Source organism: Antarctobacter albus, assembly GCF_900101505.1.
Taxonomy (GTDB): Bacteria; Pseudomonadota; Alphaproteobacteria; order Rhodobacterales; family Rhodobacteraceae; genus Antarctobacter; species Antarctobacter albus.
Genome location: NZ_FMZI01000010.1, coordinates 19,662 through 38,809, shown reverse-complemented (window position 1 = coordinate 38,809; position 19,148 = coordinate 19,662). Strand labels below are relative to the sequence as shown.

Genomic DNA, 19,148 nt, shown 5'->3' with positions numbered 1-19,148 from the left:
TGTCCATCTTCCGCCTCCCTTGCCGATCCAGCGAGCCCAACAGGTTTCAATCGGATACCTGGCAAGCGACTGCGCTTAGCCCGGACGCCGTGATCACCCCTGCAGTGGGCACCCAGGGGCCGCCTCGCGGACCAACAGCCCCCTGGGATCGGCGGCAAGCGGCTCGTACCAGCGTTCGTTCGGCGTCCCGCCTTCGAGAGTGTTCAACGCCTTGATCAGCTCTTCAGGACCATAACCTTGTGACGTCAATTGGCGGACCGCCTTTTCGAACCCGGCGCGCGTAATCGCGGCGCCTTCGTCCTGACTGTGCAGCAAGGCAAAGCACAGCACTTTGTCGCTATCCCAGGTCAAGACGTATCGGACCTTGTCCTGAGCCGGGTCAGACGCGGGACTGAACCATAATACGCGGCGCCCGATCCCCGGACGCAGTTGATGGCCGACATATTCCGCCACTTTGGTGTTCGTGGCCATGCCGGCGATGACTTGCCGGGGCGTCTCCGTCAGGTCAAGCGGGTACCATGCATGGTCAACATGCGGGCGGTTGCCGCGAAACGTCCACGGCGGAGACTTGTCGCTGTAGATCACCAAACCCGGCGGGGTCATGTCCACACGCCCGGACCTGGCACAGGCCGTATCCGGGCGTTGAGCTACCAGGGTCACCGCCCCCCAGGGACCAAGAAGAGACTGCGTTTGCACCTGGATATGCCGGGGCGTGCTTCCCGGCAATCCGGGCTCCAGCAATCTGGCCAGCTCATCCACCCCTGTTGTCCCGGCCAAGGTCACCCAGGCACAGCCCCGCGACCCAAGCAAGAGAACCTCCGAGGCTTTGGGATCGTCGAAAATGGCAACCACGGTCCGACGCGTCTGGTAAGGAAAGTCCAGCCAAAACGGTGCCGCTTCGCCGGGTTCTGCCGAAGTGGCCAGGACGGTGGCGAGGCGCTCAAGCAAAGCGCGATCAAGCGGGTCTACGCCGGGCCGTGCCCGCGTCACCAAGGGCCGAAAGCTCGGGTCCGCTGTCGTGGCAATCGCCAGTGAACCGCAGGGATCGTCGATGATGCGCGCCCCCGTCGCCAGCGGGCCTGACAGGGAAAGCCTCGCAGCGCAGGCTCTTAGCCCGGCCTCGCTGAACCATGTCAGGGTGGAAAGCCGATGTTCATCTGCCAGCGCAGTCGCCTCGACAGACCGGGAACGATTGCCGGCGATCACCGCCAGCTCTCCCTGACCTGACACAAGAGCGGTCTTACCCGCCGCATCGTGAATCGCCCAGTCACAGGGCGCCTTGCCCGACAACAACCAGTCAGCCAAGCCGCCGATGACCTCGGCCTCCGGGTCAAGCCTGGCACGACAGAGGAACTCCTGATCGGTGACGCCCCCCCAGAGCTCCTGCACCGGATCCGACTTTGCCTGTTGGGCAATAACAAGGTTTGGCACTGTCGGGCTTCGCCCGGGGCGCAGGTGCAGCGCATGGTAGTCCGGTTTCGCGCGCACGGTGCGCACTGCATACCCCAGGTGGCGCCTTGCGGTGTCACAGCTGCGACCGGCCAGGCTGACCAAGACCTGCTCTCCTTGGCGGGTCACGTCCAAAGGCCCGGGTTGCCCCAAATCCAGGCTCAGACTGGTCGGTGACGCACGACTACAGGCGGCAAAGACCCCAGCTTCGGGACCGATAAAGGCCCGCAGGTCTTTGCCACGTTCCAGCACGCCCAACAGAAACCCGGCAACCCAGTCGACCTCACCCGCAGGGACTTGCTCCGGCCAAGCCTCCGGCGTCACCAGCAATCGTGAGTCTCCTTGCGCGGGCTGAACCCACCCCCGCACCAGCAGGTCCGCCACGTGGTCAAGAATGACAAGCGGCCCCGACGAATGTGCAATATGGCTTTGGTCGGGAACAGACGCGTCGGCGGTGTCCTCAAGGTATTTCGCGATCCGGTGCAGATCATCTTCCGGACTCACGGGATCTGTTCCGAGATAGGCAAACCGGCGAATGACCTCCTGTTGCCCCGGCACGTTCAGATGCCTGCCGTCAAAGAAAACGCCCTGTCGCTCCCCAACCGTCAGAAACGCGCCACGCGGCTTGAAATCTGCCACCCCGCGAAGGTCGACCAGCAGAAGCTGGTGGTCGGCGTCTTCAAGGTCGGCCCCGACAAAGCCGCCAAGACGCTCGACCGTCAGATCCGGCGCTTGCCGCCAGATCAGCCGCTCGGCCCCGACCGGCGGGCGGCTGGCGGCTATCAGTGTGCCATCCCCTGTCGCCACGACCTCGAAGGTCCCGATCCCGGCGTCAAGCGCCGGGCCCGACATCTGCGCCAGTCGTGCGGCACGGTCGGCGGCACCCGCGGCAATGTCTTCGGCCGGGCCCGACATGGTCACTTGCGCCGCCCCCCGGAATGACACGACGACGGCCTCTGGCATGTCGTTGGCCAAAAATACCAGCGCCGGGCTGACCGGATGACAGGATACGGCAGACACCGGCGGCCCGAAACGATCCAACCCCGTCAGGGTCATCGCCCCCAGCTCCACAGGGATGTGACAGGGCGTTTCGAATGTCATTGCGGGGGCGAGATCGGCATCAAGACGGTTCAGCACCGACAAAACATCGCGTTCAGGCTCCCCTTCCAGCGAAAAGAGAACGGGCGCCCCAGAGGGCGCCCCGATCATCCAGAACAGGTGATCCGATGCCCCCCAATCGACGCCATCGGCCATGAGGCTCTGCCGTGCGGTTCGAATGAAAGGAGACGGCAACGATGTCTCGGACACGTGAAAGGCAGGACCGTTTTCGCCATTGGCAAAGACCGCCTGATGACGGGTCAGGGACGCGCCACCGACAGGGAAGGCCAGCAGCACCGGCGCGACCGGCTCTGCCCATTCGCCCCCCACCAGCGGCGTCACGGAAAACGCCGCCCCGCGGGCCGCGATCCGCCCCAGAAGCACCGAGCGCATCGCCCCTTCGACCTCGGAAAGGTCACCGGTGGCCTGCGTCAACGGCAGGACACCGAGAGAGCGCAGGTCCGTACCGCTGGCAGACCGCGCATAGACCTTGCCTTGGGGCAACTCTCCCGCCGCGATGGCACCGCCCGCAACCCCAAGGCTGAACCGGGCAAGACACAGGGCGTCTGCGCAGTCCGCGAAATGGACCCTTGCAAGCCCTGCCGACAAGCCGTCTACATGGTCGGGATACTGGCGTGGCGCATCCTCCAGCACCACGATCCGCACTCCCTGCCCGTCCTGCGGCGCCAAGACCGCCATGCCGTCACCGTGCGACGTCACACCGACAAGCTGGCGGCAATCGGGCCGGCAATAAAGCGTCGCGTCCGGAACGCGATTGTCGCCCGCCGCCTTGGCCAGCTCCAGCAAGGCACGTTGTACCCCGTCCCTCACCGCGCGCGCTCTCGGCTCTTCCAGCTGGTCGAACAGGCGCGTGTCCAGTCGCAGGCTCGCATTGCCTCCGAACAGGTCGAACTGCCGGTAGAAAACGTCGACCGGCAGCGGCGATGCCGGCGAGGTCACCTGCGCGTGGCGGCTGCGTTGCAACATGCTCTTGATCTCGGGTCCCGGCGATTTTCGATCCGGGTACTCGATCCAGATCTGCGGTCCCCCGGACCCGTCGACAAGGTTGATGCTGCGCCGTTCCACCGTCGGGCAGGCGGTCTGATCCGGTTGATCGATGACACCGACCACCAGGTCGACCATCATCCGTTTTTCCTCCTCGGTTAGGGGGCGACTGACCTCGGCGGAAACCTCACCCAGCACGCAGTTCAGCGGCTCTGGCACCGTCGGATCGGGGTTTGGCAGGTGAAAGCCCGCCACCCAGGCCAGTTTTCCGCCCGGCCGTGTCACCTGAAGGACGACAAGCCCAACCGGATCGATATGTGTCGGAGCCGTGCCGGGGGTGACGACAGACAGGTCATCCCGCTGTCCGATCCGGTCGCGCAAGGCCTCGACCAGCGCGCCTTTCATCGCATCGCGAACCGGGGCGGGCGTCGTTACGCGCGGGGCCGTCTCGCTCAGTGCCAGAAGATCCAGCGGCTGATCAGCACCCAGGCGATAGAGCAGCCCCACCCCGGACGCCTTGCGGGCGGCGGCGATGCGCCAGGTCACCGCCTGCGGATCATCGCAGGGCGCGGCCGTCTGCGCCGGCAAAAGCTGGGCCGACGGCCAGTTGGCAAGCGCGCTGCGCACCTGCGGCGCGGTCGCAAGTGCCCTGTCGAGATCGAGGCAGGCCCAGCGTCCATCGTCGGCGATGACATGCGCTGGCCCGTCCCGGGTCAGGCGCAGAACGCGGGCGCCGGGCTGCGCCCAGGGGTCGCCGGTTGGCAACCTGTCGTTCAGCCTGTCCGGGCTTTCCTCTGCCAACCGGGCAAAGATCGAAACCACACTCTCCATACCCGCCCCGCGCGGCTCTTGCAGGACCAGGGGCAAGGTGACGGCGGTTTGCCCGCCCAGAGCAAGCCGCACCAGTTCGCCGGCACAGGCCCCGCCGGGGCCGCACAGCTGCTGGCGCACTTCGGCAACCGGCGGCTCGTTGCGAAGCAGCGTCAGGCGACGTGCCCCGGTTTCCAAAAGGTAGCGCACGGCCGCCGCGATGTTGCGATCATTGGCGAATGCGCCGTCAAGCTCGACCGAACGGCTCTTGTCGTCGCTCAGGAAATACACGATGCGCCCGTTGCCCTCATGACGCGGCAGCGGCGTTTGCCAGGCCTCGTCGACCTCTACTACGGGGATCGTGACCGCGCTGCCGGTGATCGTCGGCGCGGGGGCGTCGGACGTATCCAGTTCTTTCGCAAGCGCCGGCCAGGCATGGCGCGGCGGCGGTGTCGCTGCAAACCGCGCGATGGCGCCGATCTCATCGACCCCATCCTTGCCAGGCATGAACCTGTGGAACAGCAGTGCGTCACCGGTCGTTTCCGCAAGATACAGGCTGCGGGCAACAGCTGCGCCGCCGCGATCGACAGTGACCCGTTCGAACAGCTCAAGCCCGCTCTTGTCCGGGTTTTCGAGCATGTCCCCGGCCAGCGCCCGCAGGGCCCCCTCCCGTTCCAGCGCCAATGCAAGACCCGCGATTTCGGTCACCTGCGGGTCAGGGCCGAAGTAGTCCAGCCCCCCTTTGGTTTCACTGTCGACGCAACCGCTCATCACGTCGGAGCGGCTGATATTCGGCGTCCTGGTCTCCAGCCTTCGAGAAACTATGACCGTTTGTCCCCGCCGAAAATTGTCGACTTTGACGAGTGAACTGCGCGCGTTTTCCTGAACTGTCCAGCGCATGACCGACAAGTCAGAAACCGTGTAGTGATGACCGCGGATCAATGCCCCATTCGGCGAATAAACGCACACTCTGGGCAAGTCAGGCGCACCAATGACCCGCGCACCAATCGCAGCCATCGTTGCATCATCGGGAACGATCAGCCTCAGCCAAATTGCATCCCTTTCCTCGGAATACGAAAAATGATCCTGATTTTTCGTATTCAAGATCCCTTGGATTTCCGGTGCCAAGGCCGAGGTTTCCCGGACGCTTCTCCGAATGACCATTCGCCCGGGCACACCATTGGCATCACCGATGGCATAGGCCCAGGCACTGATGGCCGGGTCGTAGTCGACGATCCGCACCTTGTGATAGGCCTCGGGCGCCTGCGGGATCCGGTCATAGAGTTCCAGCGCCACGTCCCGTTCCAGCATCGCCGTGCCCGGTCGACGCAATACCTCTGCAAGCGCTTCCCAACGCTCGCCCGTCCAGCGGTACGGCCACAAGCCCGTAGGCCGTTCCACGAGCATCCGGGCGTCATCCAGCACCTCGACCGCCCGCACGTCCTTCGTCAGCACGCCGACCGCCGCCGTCGCCCGGGCGTCGTCCATCCGGTTCCCCGCCTGGCGGATCGTCCAGGCAGCGTGTTCGGACCGCAGGGACCAAAGCCGCCCGCCCGAGGGGTGCGGCCCCTCCAGCGCCTCGATCTGCGCGGAAATCGACAACAGCCGCGCGCTCTCAAGACCGGAGGGGTCCGCCCGCCCGTAAACCCGCAGAAACCCGTTCATCATGTCGGACTGGGCGGGGACAAAATCCATGCCAGTGACAAAAGCCATTTCCGATGCGGTGACACTGAACCCACTTTCCACATGCGCCAGCGCCAATCGCGCCTTGTTCTCTGCGCCCGCCAGGACAAGGGGATAGTACCCGCCCGGCACGGCGTTCAGGGCGCGCGCGCTCTCTCCTGGCGCACAGCCCTCTCCCCCAAGGTTGCCCGCTGCAAACCGGCCCGAGAGGCGGTCGTCGATCCAGACACCGCAACCGAACTCGGACTCGGGCCCAAAGCGCACGCCAGAGGTGCAGCCGGTCTCGCAGGGTATGATCGGAGGAATGGGTGTCGGCGTTGGCGGAACCGGGGTCGGCTCGGGGTCTTCGTCCCCGCAGCACCAGGGTGGCGGCGTCACCGGCGGGTCTTTGGGCGGGTCCATCTTGGACACCCGCTCGAATCCCTTTTCGCCGCTCTTGGACAGGATCTCCGCCGTGGCGAGGCGCTTGCTCTCGGGGTCGAACCGCGCAAGCGTGCCCTCGTCGCAATTCCACAGCGCCCGCACCGATTGCAGTACCGTTTCAGGGTTGTCGATGTCCCCTTTGCGCATCCCGGTCAGCCAGAAGATCTTGGACTTCATTTCTCCCCCGGGAACCGGGGCGGCGGAGGTACCACACGCGGCCTCCGGGTCCAGCGCGCCGCGCATGGCGATCAGCAATTCGTCCACCCGCTGAAACCCGATCATGCCACGCAGGCCGTGGTCGGCCTGTGCATCCACGATGCGGGCCCGCAGCATCAGCCGGCCGTAATCGCCGTCAGGCTCTTCGGGGCGCACGCCCATCTCGCTGATCAGCGCCCCATGAAAGCCAATGATATCCCGGCGCAATTCGGCATCCAGGTTCGACAGGCCCGACAGCGGGCGCCCATCCGGCCCGGTGATACGGCAGGGTTCATAGAACCCGCGACGGGGGACCTTATCGCCGCTGTACAGGTAGACGATATCGCCCCGACCGGCGGCACAGCCGCCACCTTCGGCGATGGTCCCGCCCTGCAACTGGCTGTAACCCGCTGGCAAGAGCGACAAGGTACGCCCCAGCGGTTTGCCGTCGGGGGCGAAATGGCCATCGGCAATTCGCGCCACAGCGACCTTCTCCTCGTCCGGCGTGCCGCGCGGACCGGTACCGATCTGGACCAGGCCGGCAGCGTCGCCCTGCAACGGCAGGAACCACAGTTCGGCGGTCTTGACGCCCAGGATGCCGGGGGTTCCACCCAGGGGAACCTCTGCCGGCTCCCCCTGATCGGGGGCAGGCGCATCGGCAGAGTCGCCCAGACCATCGCCCGGGTCGCTCGCACCGGTGCCCTCGGCGCTTTCACCCATGTCGCCGTCACCATCGCCGCCCATGCCATCGCCACCGGACCCGAAATCGCCAAAGGGATTGATGGTCACATTGCCGCTCAGCAGTGCGGCCAGGGCCTTGTCCAGGTTTTCGAAGTTCGGCGTCAGCAGATCCTTGATGAGGTCGGCGATCTTGTCAGGGTTCAACGCGTCGAGGCCCGGAAAGACAACGGTCAGCCGCAGTCCCAGCACGCTGAGCCGCGTCCGCAGAAGGTTGGTGCGCGCCATCAGATCCGCGGCAAATGCATCGAAACCTGCCACGGACATGCTGGTCTTTGCCATCGCCTCGGGCCGTGAAAAACCGGACTGGGTGCGCACGGCGCCGTCACCCTTGGCGAACCCGACATCGAACTTCAGCGTGCTGTCGAGAATGCCCTCGTCCAGGTCCAGCAGGAAGGTCCCTGCGCCCACCGGCGCACGGAACACCTTGACGTCGCCATCGGCCTCGACCGTCAGGGTCCGGCCGTCCATCTTGAATTCCGATCGCATGGCAAAGATGTCGGACACAGCGCCGCCGATCTCGGCGCGCTGCTCGATCAGGGGGATACCGAGGTCCATCAAGCCCTCGTTGCTGCCCAGCGGGATGATGCTGAGCAGGGTCAAAGAGCCTTCGGTCTCGACCCTCAGTGGCCGTTCGATATCCACCGTCACGCTGCCGCGGTAATTCAGCAGGTAGCTGGCACTGCATTCACCCACGGTGATGGCGGCAAAGATCGACAGCTTGGTGTCCTCGATGGCGCCCCCGTTCGGACAGATCGCAATCGGAGGTATCGGGATCGAAATGCCGTCGGGAAAGGCAATTGCGAACCGGTTGGGGCCTTCGACGTTCAGGCCGTTGTCCGACAGAACGACCGTCGGCGCGCTGATCGCGAAGAAGCCGGCAATATTGGCCTGGCTTTCTATGACCAGTTCGGTGGGCAAACCTCCGCTGAGCGGACGCGGATACAGTTTGATGATCTCGATACCATAATCACCGACAAGATCGTTGATGGCCGAGGCCAGTTGCTCGGTGACCTTGCTCGCCAGGACCTCTGCGTCGACATCCACGTCGACCTTCAGGTTACGGTCCAGCGTGATCCTTGCGGGAACCGTTTCACTCAGACCGAGATTGGCAAAACCGGCCTCGGCGGTGACGGCGATCTTGCGCGTGACCGGGTCATAGGCTGGCCGGGTCACGATTGTCAGTTCAAGAATGGCCAGGTCGATCCGGTCCCCCGCATTCAGCACGCCGGACTGTCCCAGAGCATTGGCCAGGGCCTGCATGACCAGGTCTTCGGGATTGGCGCCCTTGGTGTCACACTCCGGCGCGCCGACCTTCGGAAACGCCTTGACGTCCAGGGTGCAGCGCAGGACGAAATTCGCCCGCAGGTCCAGCAGGTCCAGTTGCGCGATAAAGGGCAGCGAAAGCACGAATGTCGTGTCGCTCTGGGACAGGGTCGCCCCTCCCTCGTAGCGCAGGACCTCGCCGGACAGGCTGCGCGCGAGTTTGCGCGCCAACTCGTTCAGGCAGTCGTCATCCTGCGTACCGGGACAGGACAGGGACAGCCTTGCATCGGCGGGATCCGCCCAATGCCGCCATTGCTGTTCGGCCCATTTCACGGCCCGGGTCCTTACCTGGTCCGCCGGGTCGTCACCGTCCGAAAAATCAAGGCGCAGGTCACCCGCGTCGATCAGGGTCGAATTCCAAGCGAAATCCGCCTTCAGCGCCAGGCGTTGATCCAGCCAGTCAAACTGGGCGACCATTTCCGCCCCGGTCACGGTGCCGTCGCGGACGTCGGGCCCGGTCAGGGCACCGCAGTCCGCATCGCGGCCCTTCAACCGGCAGGCGACATCCCCGCCCAGCGCGGCATCCAGGGTATGCCGGGTGCCATCCAGCACCGTCCCGCCCCCCTGGGCCAGGGCATCGTAAAGCTCGTCCAGCGAGAGCGCGCTGCCCAGCTCTTTGCTGACCTCATTCAGCGCAACCTCGGCCGCTGCTGCGGCCAGGGCCTGCACGCAGGCGCGGAACTGGCTTTCCAGAGCGTCCAGCCCCGCATCGCCGCTGCCAAAGCGCAGCATCCCGTCCAGTGAGACCACGCCCGTCGCCCAGAGCGCCCCCCCGGACAGGTGACACGCCCCGTCGTCACCGCCGATCCGCGCAAGCAGGTCGGCCCCCATGACCTCGTAATCCGCGATCAGGTCCTCCAGCGAGACCTCGATCCGGGCGATCACGGCACAATCGACCAGGTCCATCGAGCTGGCACAGGTTCCCTCGAAGCCAAGCTCGACGCCTTCAACCGATACCACCTCCTCGGGCAAAAGGGCCTCGACCTGGTCTTCGAGACAATCCCTGAGTTCACGAGAGGTCACCTCGCGGTTGCCCCCGTCTCCGGCCCAGACGAAGTCGAGGTTGATGTTCCGCCCGCAGACATTCAATTCTTCGGGCAAGGTCACATAGCAGTCCGAAACCGGCGACCCGGCGCCGACACCGGCCGCACTGCAAGCCCATTCGATCAGCTCTGGCCCGCGCAGCCGGATCGTACCTTCGCTGTTGACCGCACCGCCACAGATCTCTGGCAGGGCGACCAAAGTGCCCTTTTCGATGGTCTGCCCCAACTGAAGCAACGGCGCCGCCGTATTACAGAAGTAATCTGCCCCCTCTTCAAGGGCCGCGCCGACATCTCTGGCCCAGTCTTGCCAGGGGCCGTCTTGCGCCAGCGCCATGTTCTGCAGGTCTCTCCAGGCATCCTGCGCCGCCCCGCTTGGATCGATCGAAATGTCTATGCCGCGCGTGGACAACCTGACACCGTGGATGCGGACACCGCGCGGCATCTGCGCACTCAACGACCGCTCGATATAGGCGTAAAGTTCCGCATTCTCGGGCCTGTCCCACGGCAGGGTGAAATGCCCGTCACGAAGGGTAACCTCGATCAATCCTTCCACGCGGCGCAACCCGTCGAACAGCGGGCTGAGCGACGTCACCAGGACCTCAAGCTCAAAGACGTCGGTGTCCGCGCTGTCCTGGGTGACGCCCCGCAAGGCCAGTTGCCAGCTGCCGTCGACACTTGTCACGCTGACCTTGCCATCGACCACCAGCCAGGGATCGGGCTGCTCGGGCCTCAGGCAGAAATACCCCAACTGTCCGCGCATCGGCGCCGTCGAGCCGAAATCGACACGATGCACATAGGCGTTGAGGCAAGGTTCCCTGTTGCGACCGGACAGGTTCATGCCCTGGGGCGGCTTGCCCGGTTCGCCCACCTCGGTGAAGACAAGCAGTTTGTCGGAAACGTCACCCAATGCCGCGCGCAGCAAATCCCCGGAATCGAAGGTGGGGGCCTTTACATGGACCTGTGCGATCCCCCGGTCCGACGGGACCAGATCGAACACATAGGCGCCCCGCAACTCGGGCAGGCCCAGATCATCGGTCAGCGACCGGAAGGCACTGGCAGAAACGGAAATGCGCAGGCCGGTGACCACCTCTCCGCCGTGAGTCCGGCGAACCACCGACGCCTCGGCATGTTCAGAGAAAAGATCGCGCAATTCCGTTGCCGCGTCGATCTCTGCCACGCCCCGGGCAAACACCGGCGCGATCTGTGTCAACAGATCTTCTATCGCGGCTTCGGCAAGGGCCAGCGCGATGTCACGGGCCACCTTGTCCGCCTCTTCGAAAGAGGGGCAGTCGGCGGCGGGTTTCGACATCGGCACGCTGAGACAGTAGGTCCTGTTCACTGGGTCGGGCACGGCGAACCGCAGCTGCAACCCGTGGTCGGGATCGAAACTGGCATCTTCCAGCAGCGCGAGGTTCAGCGCCCCGAAATCCTGCATCCTCAAGCCCGACGCCTGAACGATGCGCTTCAACTGGGCGGCGACCTTGTCGGGATCTGCCTCGATGCGCGCCTCGGCGACGGCCTTGCGCATTGCATCGCTCAGTTGCAGCCGCACCGCGTCAGGCGAGGTCTCCTCGCCGATGACGATGGTTTCGCTCAACCTGGCCGTCGCGGTCGCGACGCCCAGGACCTGCTGCAATTGATCTGCGCTCGTGGCGCGCTCACCGCAAATCGCCAGTTCCAGGTCCGCTTCGATCCGGATCGCCCAGATGCCCTCCTCGACCGTCAAGCTTCGGGTCACGCCCTTGGACAGGATGCCCATGTCGAACCCCGGCAACCGATCGGGCCCACCCGTGGGTCCGCATTGGACCTCCTCTCCGGCAAGAGCCACCGCATTGTCGAGCAGCGCCGCCCCTTCAAGCACAATGGCCGCCGTGCTCAGACGGCCGATCAACCCGTCCCCCTTGTCACCCAAGGTCTTCAGCGCTGCCAGCACGCGGTTCGCCGCCGCGATCCTCTGATCCTCTTCGTCGCCCAGCGCCTGGACCGCGATGTCCGACAATTCAGCCCCTGAAAGGACGGGCTCACCCCGTGCCACAAGGCTGCACAACGGCTCCAGCTCCTCGGCCCGTTTGCCGTCGATCAGCAAACCGACCTCGGCCAGCACCGCATCCCCCAGTTGCCTCGCAACAGATCCGGCACGGTCAAGCCCCGGATCACTGATCCGGCACAGTCCGGCCAGGGCCTGCTCGACGCCTTCCGCGATCTCGGCAGGAATACGGATACGGTCCAAGGCAGTGCGCACGTCGTCGATCGCATCTTCCCGGATCGTCGCCAATGCGCCCTCGACCAGCGCATCAAGGGCCGCCTTGCCCTCCTCGCCCAGCTTGTCCGAGGCCGCCTGCCAGTCAGCCAGGGTCCGATCCGGGTCCAACTTGCAGATCTCGGCGATCTGCGGAACATCGACGGCCTTTACGAACCTCTCCCAGGCCACCTGCATCCTGTCCCGAGCACATTCCGGACCAGTGCCCGGGGTGCCGGCGCGCGGGCATCCGGGCAAGGCACGCGGCGCGTCGGCAAGAGCCCTTTCCAACCGCAGGGCCGGGCCGGAGATGGCATCGCGGGCCTGGTCACACAGGGTGTCCAGTTGGTCGGTGACCGCCTGCGCTCCACATACCCGCGCCACGGCGGAGAGGCGTTCCGACATCAATCGCAGGCGCTGACGGTCAAGCCCGCCGCGCCGCGCATTCTCCGTGACATCGGCCGCTGCCATCAGGCGCGCGGCCTCGGCACAGGACTCGACTTCGGCGGGAATCGCCTCGACCTTGGCCAGCATCAGCCGCAGGGTCAGGATCCGGGCCTCGAACGCCTCTGTCAGCGCCGCCGTAAAGGCCGTGTCTTGCCGGGCGCTGGCCGTCACCTCTCGGGCCAGCGCGCCGAAAGCGCCGTTCAGGACCTCTCCCGCCTCCGCCTGCGCCGCCTCGGCCAGCCGTTCAAAGGCCGCCACGCAAAGCGCGCCATCCACCCGGGTGGCGGCGATCATCCCGGCCGGCAGGCGTTCGAGGCAGGCCGCCTCCGCTACTGGCGTCGAGAACAGGGTTCCCAGTTCGAGGGCCTGTGCGTCCGCATAGGCGGCGGCAAATCGCATCGCGGCCTCTGCGCGGGCTTCCAGTGCCTGATCCGGATTAACGACCACCTGCAGGGCGTCACTCATCTCCCGATAGTCGGGCACATGTCCCAACGTGTTACGCAACTGGGCAATTGCCGGTTCGCGCTCGATCTGTTGCAAGGCGCGCGCCATCCGGCGCAAGGCCCGGTCCGGGGCTTCGCCGCCCCGGTGTTTCATCCACTCGCGCCCGATCCGCGAAACCGCCTCGAAAGCCGTGGGCGCCGCGTACCGCCACCACAGCTCGACCTCGCGCAGGCTCTCCTCGGTGCGCTCTTCCTCGGGAATGGTCGGCAACGGCAGGCGCGCGGCCAGTGACATGCCCGCCACCTGGTGCATCTGCGCCGCGATCTCGGCCGACACCCGCCATGCACGGCGTTCGGCATCGATCAATCCCGACAGGCAGTCCGTACGCCCCAGCGCCTCCAGGGTCAGGGGCCCCTGCCCGCAGAGATCCGCGACGAGCGGCAGGCTGGACTGCAGGTTCTGCATCTCCTGGAACAGGAACATAAGGTCCAGCGAGACCTCCTCTGTCCTCCGGATCATGTCAGGTCGTCCAAGCCCCGCCGCCAGGGCCTGCGTCGAGGCGCGAATGGCCGCGATATCCGCGCCTCCCGTGCTTTGTGCAGAAACGGGGGGGACCGGGGCCGCGAACAGGAAGGCACCACAAAGGACGGCACGCGCCATCCGGCGCCAAGTGTCACTTAAAGACAATTTTTCCTCCCTTGGTGGTGATCTCACGTTCCTTGGTTCCACAGGGGCTGTATTGCTGACCATCCTTGCACCGTTGCAACGTGCAGATATCCAGTGGCGCAAGCCCCTGTTCGTCCGTGCTTGCCAGGCTGATCACGTCGTCGACCGTCATGCAGAACGGCGCGGGCGACCAGAACAGGTCGCCGAACTTCAGGCCCATCCGAATGGTGACCAGGCTGCTGCCACGGTCCGCCACCATCTCTTCGAACACGGGTGTGTTCGCCAGGAAAGGCGTCAGCTCCAGCGGGCCATTGTTGCCGATGAACAGGGCGGCGGACAGCAGGCCGCCCCCGCCGCCTCCGGTTTGCACCGATGTACGGTACTTGACCGGCGCCTGGTCCCTGGTTGCCGACAGTTGCGCCTCGCAGCGCTCCGTGTCGAAACTGGCCCCCATCGCACAGCCCGCCTTGTCCGGCACGGCAACACGCAGCCCCAGGGACATGCGCGCAAGGGCAGACTGCACGTCGGCCTTGTCGCTGAACACTTCGAAGGTGAACATCTGAAAGGGTTTCTTCTCGACACCGCTGTCGGCCCCGAGCTTCAGCGTGATCAGCACGGTCAGGATCACCAGCGCCCCGAACAAGCCGAACAGAAGGTCCATCATGGACATCCAGGCAAATCCGGCGCGCCGCATGGGCATCTCAGTACTCCCTCTCGAAACGGTAGACCTTGTCGCCGTTTGACTCGAACACCATCGATGCCCGACAAGACGAGAATTGACGGGTCTGGTAATGCCCGCTGGACACGAGTGTCGCCTCGCAGGGCGCCGCATGGACGGCAGGCACATGCAGCGTAAAGCCCATGCAAGGCGCTGCATCGCCCGCCGCCCAGACCGAGAAGGCGACCGGCAAATCATCCCCGTCCGTGCCGAAATGCTCTGGCGCGCTGCGCAATGTGCGCACCTGGAAATCCAAGGACACACATGCCTTTGTTGGTGCTTCGATGCTTGGCGCCTGTCCCAACCGGCTTGCCGCCCCATCGAGGTACACGACCACCAAGTTTTCCATGTCCTTGGGATCGGCGGTAGAGGTCGCCGTCGCCCGTGCGGTCGGTGTCGCCGGCTCCCGGTCGCCGCTCTCAAGGATCTTGCGGTGCGGAGTCAGCGTCACCTTGGCCTTGCGGTCCGTGAGGGCAGCCATGAAGATCATCAAGATGATCGCCCCGCCCAGGGCGCAGGTCACCGTATCCAACGTGGAGAGGCCGAAGATTTCCGGCCTGCTCCGGGGGCGTTCGAGATGGCGGAAATCGGACATGGCGGCCTCGTGGATCACTCGCCGTTCTGGTCGAAGAACTGCTGTTCGGGCGCCGGACCCGGCGTGTTCACCAGGGCATAGGGCACGTCTCGCATGTCCCGATCGACCATGCGGTCGATCAGTAGGTTGGAGAGGCTACGGCGCGCCTTGTCGACGACCTCTCGCACCCCGGATTCCGACCGGACCAGCGCCCAGTAGAGGAGCGCGGAACACAAGAGAGCCATCGAGGTTGTGTCGAAGGCCACGCCCAACCCGTCAACGACGAGCTGGATCTTTTCCTCGAACTCGCTCGCCTCGCCGTCCGCTGATCCGGAGAACAGACCCTTGGCACGGACAAGGCTGGCGCTGATCCCGTAGATGGTGCCAAGGAAACCGACGGTCGGCATCAACCACATCAGGTAATGCCCGGTCTCCAACCTGTCGGACAGATCGTTGCCATATTCATAGACCGCGACCCGCATGCGCTTTTCCGCGTCGCCGACACGGCCCGTGTGCGCTCCGGCCTTGAGCACGTCAAGGATGAGATCCAACGGCCCGACCAACTTGCGATTCCGGGTTGCTCCCAGCAACTTGTCCCGCACCGAGGACACTGTCGCGTTGAACCGCGCGGTCTTGGAGTTCTCGACGGTGAACGGGTCCAGCCGCAACAGGTTGGTCGGGTAGATCGGCTCGCTGCTGTTGCGGTTGTCGCCTTGCACGATGAAGCTGATCGGATGTTGCGCAACGCGTGGGTCACGCTGTTCAAAGCCGTTCTCGTCCTCGCTCAGCCGAAAGTTCAGATCGACGTTGTATTCATCAACCTCCGGCCAGGACTCGCTTTCGATCCTGCGGAAAAGGCGATTGCGGCGCAGGATTCCCATCGCGATGATCAGCAGCAGCAGGGTGAATTTCTGCACCGGCCCGACATCCGGAGAGATTGCCGCCATGAAACTCATCGGGTGGTCCCGCCACTTGCACGGAACGTAAGTCGGTTTCTCGCCGCTCGAGGCCCCCGGGCCCGGTGTGTCCGGATCCCAGCCGAACGCCGCGATCAACATGGGTTGGCCGGGCTTCGCATCCGGTTTTGGGATCGGCAATTCGCCGTCCGTGATCGCGCAGGCGGGCGGAATGGCACCAACGGTCCGACCGGCATATTCCCGGAAAGACAATGCCGCATTGCGATTGCGCATCACGACGTATTGCGCTTTCGTTTCGCCCTGCTCACTGGCCGGCTGGACATCGACCTGCTTGGTCAACCACTCGATTTGAAGACCGGTTGCCGCTTCGGGTCGATAGGCGGTCAGAAAAAACAGCAGGAATAGCGCAAATATCCACGACACCGCGATTGCCGGAATCGCAAAGAACAATGAATTCGCGCGAAGATATTTCTGCAAGCGCTTGTCAAACGTGGATTTGGCGCGCCTGCGCGACTCTTCATAGGTTCTTTCAAACACATGCCTCTCCCTGCGCTATCCGCAGACTGTGAAAATCCTTCCGATCTATGGCCGCAACACGATCTGGCCGAACTGGAAACGCAAGACGGGCCGTCAATCTATACGGGATTGCGCAGCCGCCAGCCTGCTGGCCAGTCCCCGGGCGCGGGCCCCGTGGTTAATTCAGACGCAACCCCAATGGTTCAAGAAGGGCGTCGATCCCCGGCGGAGGATCGGATTCATCGGGGCCGGGTTCGTCCACGCCAGTAGGTCCGACAAGAACGGACACCTCGACGACCTCGCATCGCTGCAATACCGGATTGTTGCCTGCCTCGCGGATCGCGGCCAGCAACCTGTCCATATCGGCATTGGACAGCCTGAGACATCCATGCGTTGCCCGCAGCTTGCCCGACGAGGACAGATCGCCCCCATGTATCAGCAACCCCGTACGCCCGTTGCCTTCTGCAACCTTCGCATCTCCGGACTCGGGTTTCAGCACCAGCGCACCATTGGGTCCGTAGCTGCGGTCGGTATAGGCAGTTCCGGACCCGGTCGACACCATGCGGGGCACGGAATAGCCACCTTCCGGCGTATCGCCAAAAGGCAACACCGGGCTGCGCGCAGGGTTTCCCTCTTGGGCCGCGCGACCATTGTCAGCTTTTCCGTAAACGGTCAGATCCTCGGTGAGTGTCTCACCATTTGCACGCTTCAACCTCAGGATACCCGCTTGCCAGCGATCCGCAGGCAAATTCACTTCGATCACCAGATCGGTGGAATTGGCCATCCCGCTGCGCGGGAGCAAAGCACCAATCACCCCACCGAATAAAACCCAACGCCTTGTTATCATGGAATCCCCCGAGTCCATCATATATCGATCAATAAGAAAATAACTTCGATTCGCATCAAACACTCTGACAACCATAGCACGACCATCAGTTCCAACAGAGTATTTTTACGAAACTCATGAGGCGGGACACTGCCAGCGCCTGAATATCCCCGAAAGTAACCAGACAAGCGGTTGCGCGGCGCGCATATTTCGGAACGACCGCAAGGTGGCGGCCTTTGAAATCCGCAACCCCCGCCTTGCCATCGCTACGCGCCGGCGCAGCGAATGGCGCCGCTTTGAGATATTCGCCTCAGGGGGCGAGTGCCCAGTGCACCCACCCTTTCGGCGCCACGTCATGCTCCCTTGCCGCGCACGCCGCCTCCTGAACAACCGGGCGGCCAAAGGCCCGGCTGTTGGCTATGACTTTGCATAAAAGGCGCAGAACGACCACGCGCCCGGTCACACGCCACAAGACATCGGCGACGCGGGCATTTCATTCGGGCGCCGTGTCGGTCCGAAGAAAACCAGCCCACGCTCACTGCGTGGGCTGGTTCATCGGCACAGGCCAGAAAACGGCCTCCACGGAAACCCATTAAGGGTAGAGGCTGGTTCAGAGCGATCCGGTCGCGTTCAGGCAGTCGCCCGCCATGAGCGCCTGCGCCTCGTCGATCAGGGCCTGTCCATCCAGGCCCTTTTCCGCCAGATCCGCGACCCAACCATCATAGACCGGCTGAACGAGCTCGCGCCATTCGGCGGCATCCGCCTCGGAAATCGTGACGATGTTGTTGCCCATGTCCACGGCAACGGCACGGGCCGGCGCGTCCGCATCCGCCTGTGTGCCTCCGGCAAAAACCGAAAATTCCAGCCCGGAATTCTCGTCGATCACCTTTTGCAGGTCCTCAGGCATCGAGGCATAGACATCCGGGTTCATCGCCAGAACGAAGGTCAGTGTATAAAGCGCCGGACCTTCGAACTCGGTGTGGTTTTTCACGAGCTCGGGCACTTTCAGGGCCGAGGTGACCTCCCAGGGAATCGTTGTCCCGTCGATCACGCCCTTGGACAGGGCTTCGGACACCGCCGGCACCGGCATCCCGACCGGCTCTGCCCCGGCCAGTTCGAGCAGCTGGTTGACCAGCCGCGAGCCGCCACGGATCTTCATTCCTTCCAGGTCCGCTGGGGTCTTGACCGGCGCGTTGGTGTGAAACGCACCCGGGCCATGAACCCAGGTTCCCAGCATCTTGACGTCCGAGAACTCGCCATCCTTCATGGCGGAGTCGTACATCTTCCAGTAGGCACAGGAGGCTGCACGGGCATCCGAAACCATGAAGGGCAGTTCAAAGACCTCGGTGCTTGGAAAACGCCCCGGCGTGTAACCCACAACCGTCCAGATGATATCGGCCACCCCGTCGACCGCCTGGTCGTAGAGCTCAGGCGGAGCGCCCCCCAGTTGCATCGAGGGATAATGCTCGATGGCGATACGACCATCCGAGGCCGCTTCGATTTTTTCGATCCAGGGCAGCAGGATTTGCGCCGGCACCGCCGCCTGCTGCGGCAGCATCTGGTGCAGGTTCAGTGTCACTTCCTGCGCCGCCGCCGGCCCGGCAAGGGCCATGAAGGCGCCAAGGCACAGCGCTCGTCCCGAGCATTGCTTAATGAAAGACATGGTTTCCTCCGCTGTTGTCTTCTTGGTGCTGTTATCCGGTTATCCCTGAACGTCCGGCAGATGCACGATCACTCCGTCCAGTGCCTCGCTCAGGGCGATCTGGCAGGACAGGCGCGAGGTGTCGCGCACTTCGCCCTCTGCAAAGTCCAGCATGTCATCCTCGGCATCATCGCGGCGCCCGACACGGTCCGTCCAGGCGTCATCGACGTAGCAATGGCAGGTGGCGCAGGCCATCGCACCGCCGCATTCCGCGATGATCTCGTTTATGCCGTTGTCGCGTGCTGCCTGCATGATCGAGGTTCCGGGGGCCGCGCCCACGGTCCGGCGGTTGCCATCGGGATGCACAAAGGTGATTTCAACCATTCTCT

General features: G+C 64.3%; 7 protein-coding genes. All 7 read right to left on the bottom strand.

Features of this window, described 5'->3' with window-relative positions:
* Positions 1-93: 93 nt before the first annotated feature.
* Entirely contained in the window at positions 94-13,419 is a 13,326-nt protein-coding gene (locus BLQ71_RS17260; RefSeq protein ID WP_133066172.1) for a hypothetical protein, read from the bottom strand.
* Positions 13,420-13,573: 154 nt separating this feature from the next.
* Positions 13,574-14,266, bottom strand: a complete 693-nt coding sequence (locus BLQ71_RS17255; protein ID WP_074622593.1) for a hypothetical protein — start codon at positions 14,264-14,266, stop codon at positions 13,574-13,576.
* Between the two features lies 1 nt (position 14,267).
* A complete protein-coding gene (locus tag BLQ71_RS17250) occupies positions 14,268-14,879 on the bottom strand; it encodes a hypothetical protein (protein ID WP_133066174.1) in 612 nt (203 codons plus the stop codon).
* A gap of 14 nt (positions 14,880-14,893) precedes the next feature.
* Positions 14,894-15,814, bottom strand: coding sequence for a MotA/TolQ/ExbB proton channel family protein (locus tag BLQ71_RS17245; RefSeq protein WP_157923316.1), 921 nt, complete (start codon positions 15,812-15,814; stop codon positions 14,894-14,896).
* Between the two features lie 655 nt (positions 15,815-16,469).
* Entirely contained in the window at positions 16,470-17,201 is a 732-nt protein-coding gene (locus tag BLQ71_RS17240; RefSeq protein ID WP_157923317.1) for a L,D-transpeptidase, read from the bottom strand.
* Between the two features lie 526 nt (positions 17,202-17,727).
* On the bottom strand, positions 17,728-18,780 hold the full coding sequence (locus tag BLQ71_RS17235; protein ID WP_069209410.1) for a TRAP transporter substrate-binding protein: 1,053 nt from the start codon (positions 18,778-18,780) through the stop codon (positions 17,728-17,730).
* 39 nt (positions 18,781-18,819) lie between these two features.
* Positions 18,820-19,143 carry a 2Fe-2S iron-sulfur cluster-binding protein gene (locus tag BLQ71_RS17230; protein WP_043141456.1) on the bottom strand — a complete coding sequence of 108 codons (324 nt, stop codon included), beginning with the start codon at positions 19,141-19,143 and terminating at the stop codon, positions 18,820-18,822.
* Between the last annotated feature and the right edge of the window lie 5 nt (positions 19,144-19,148).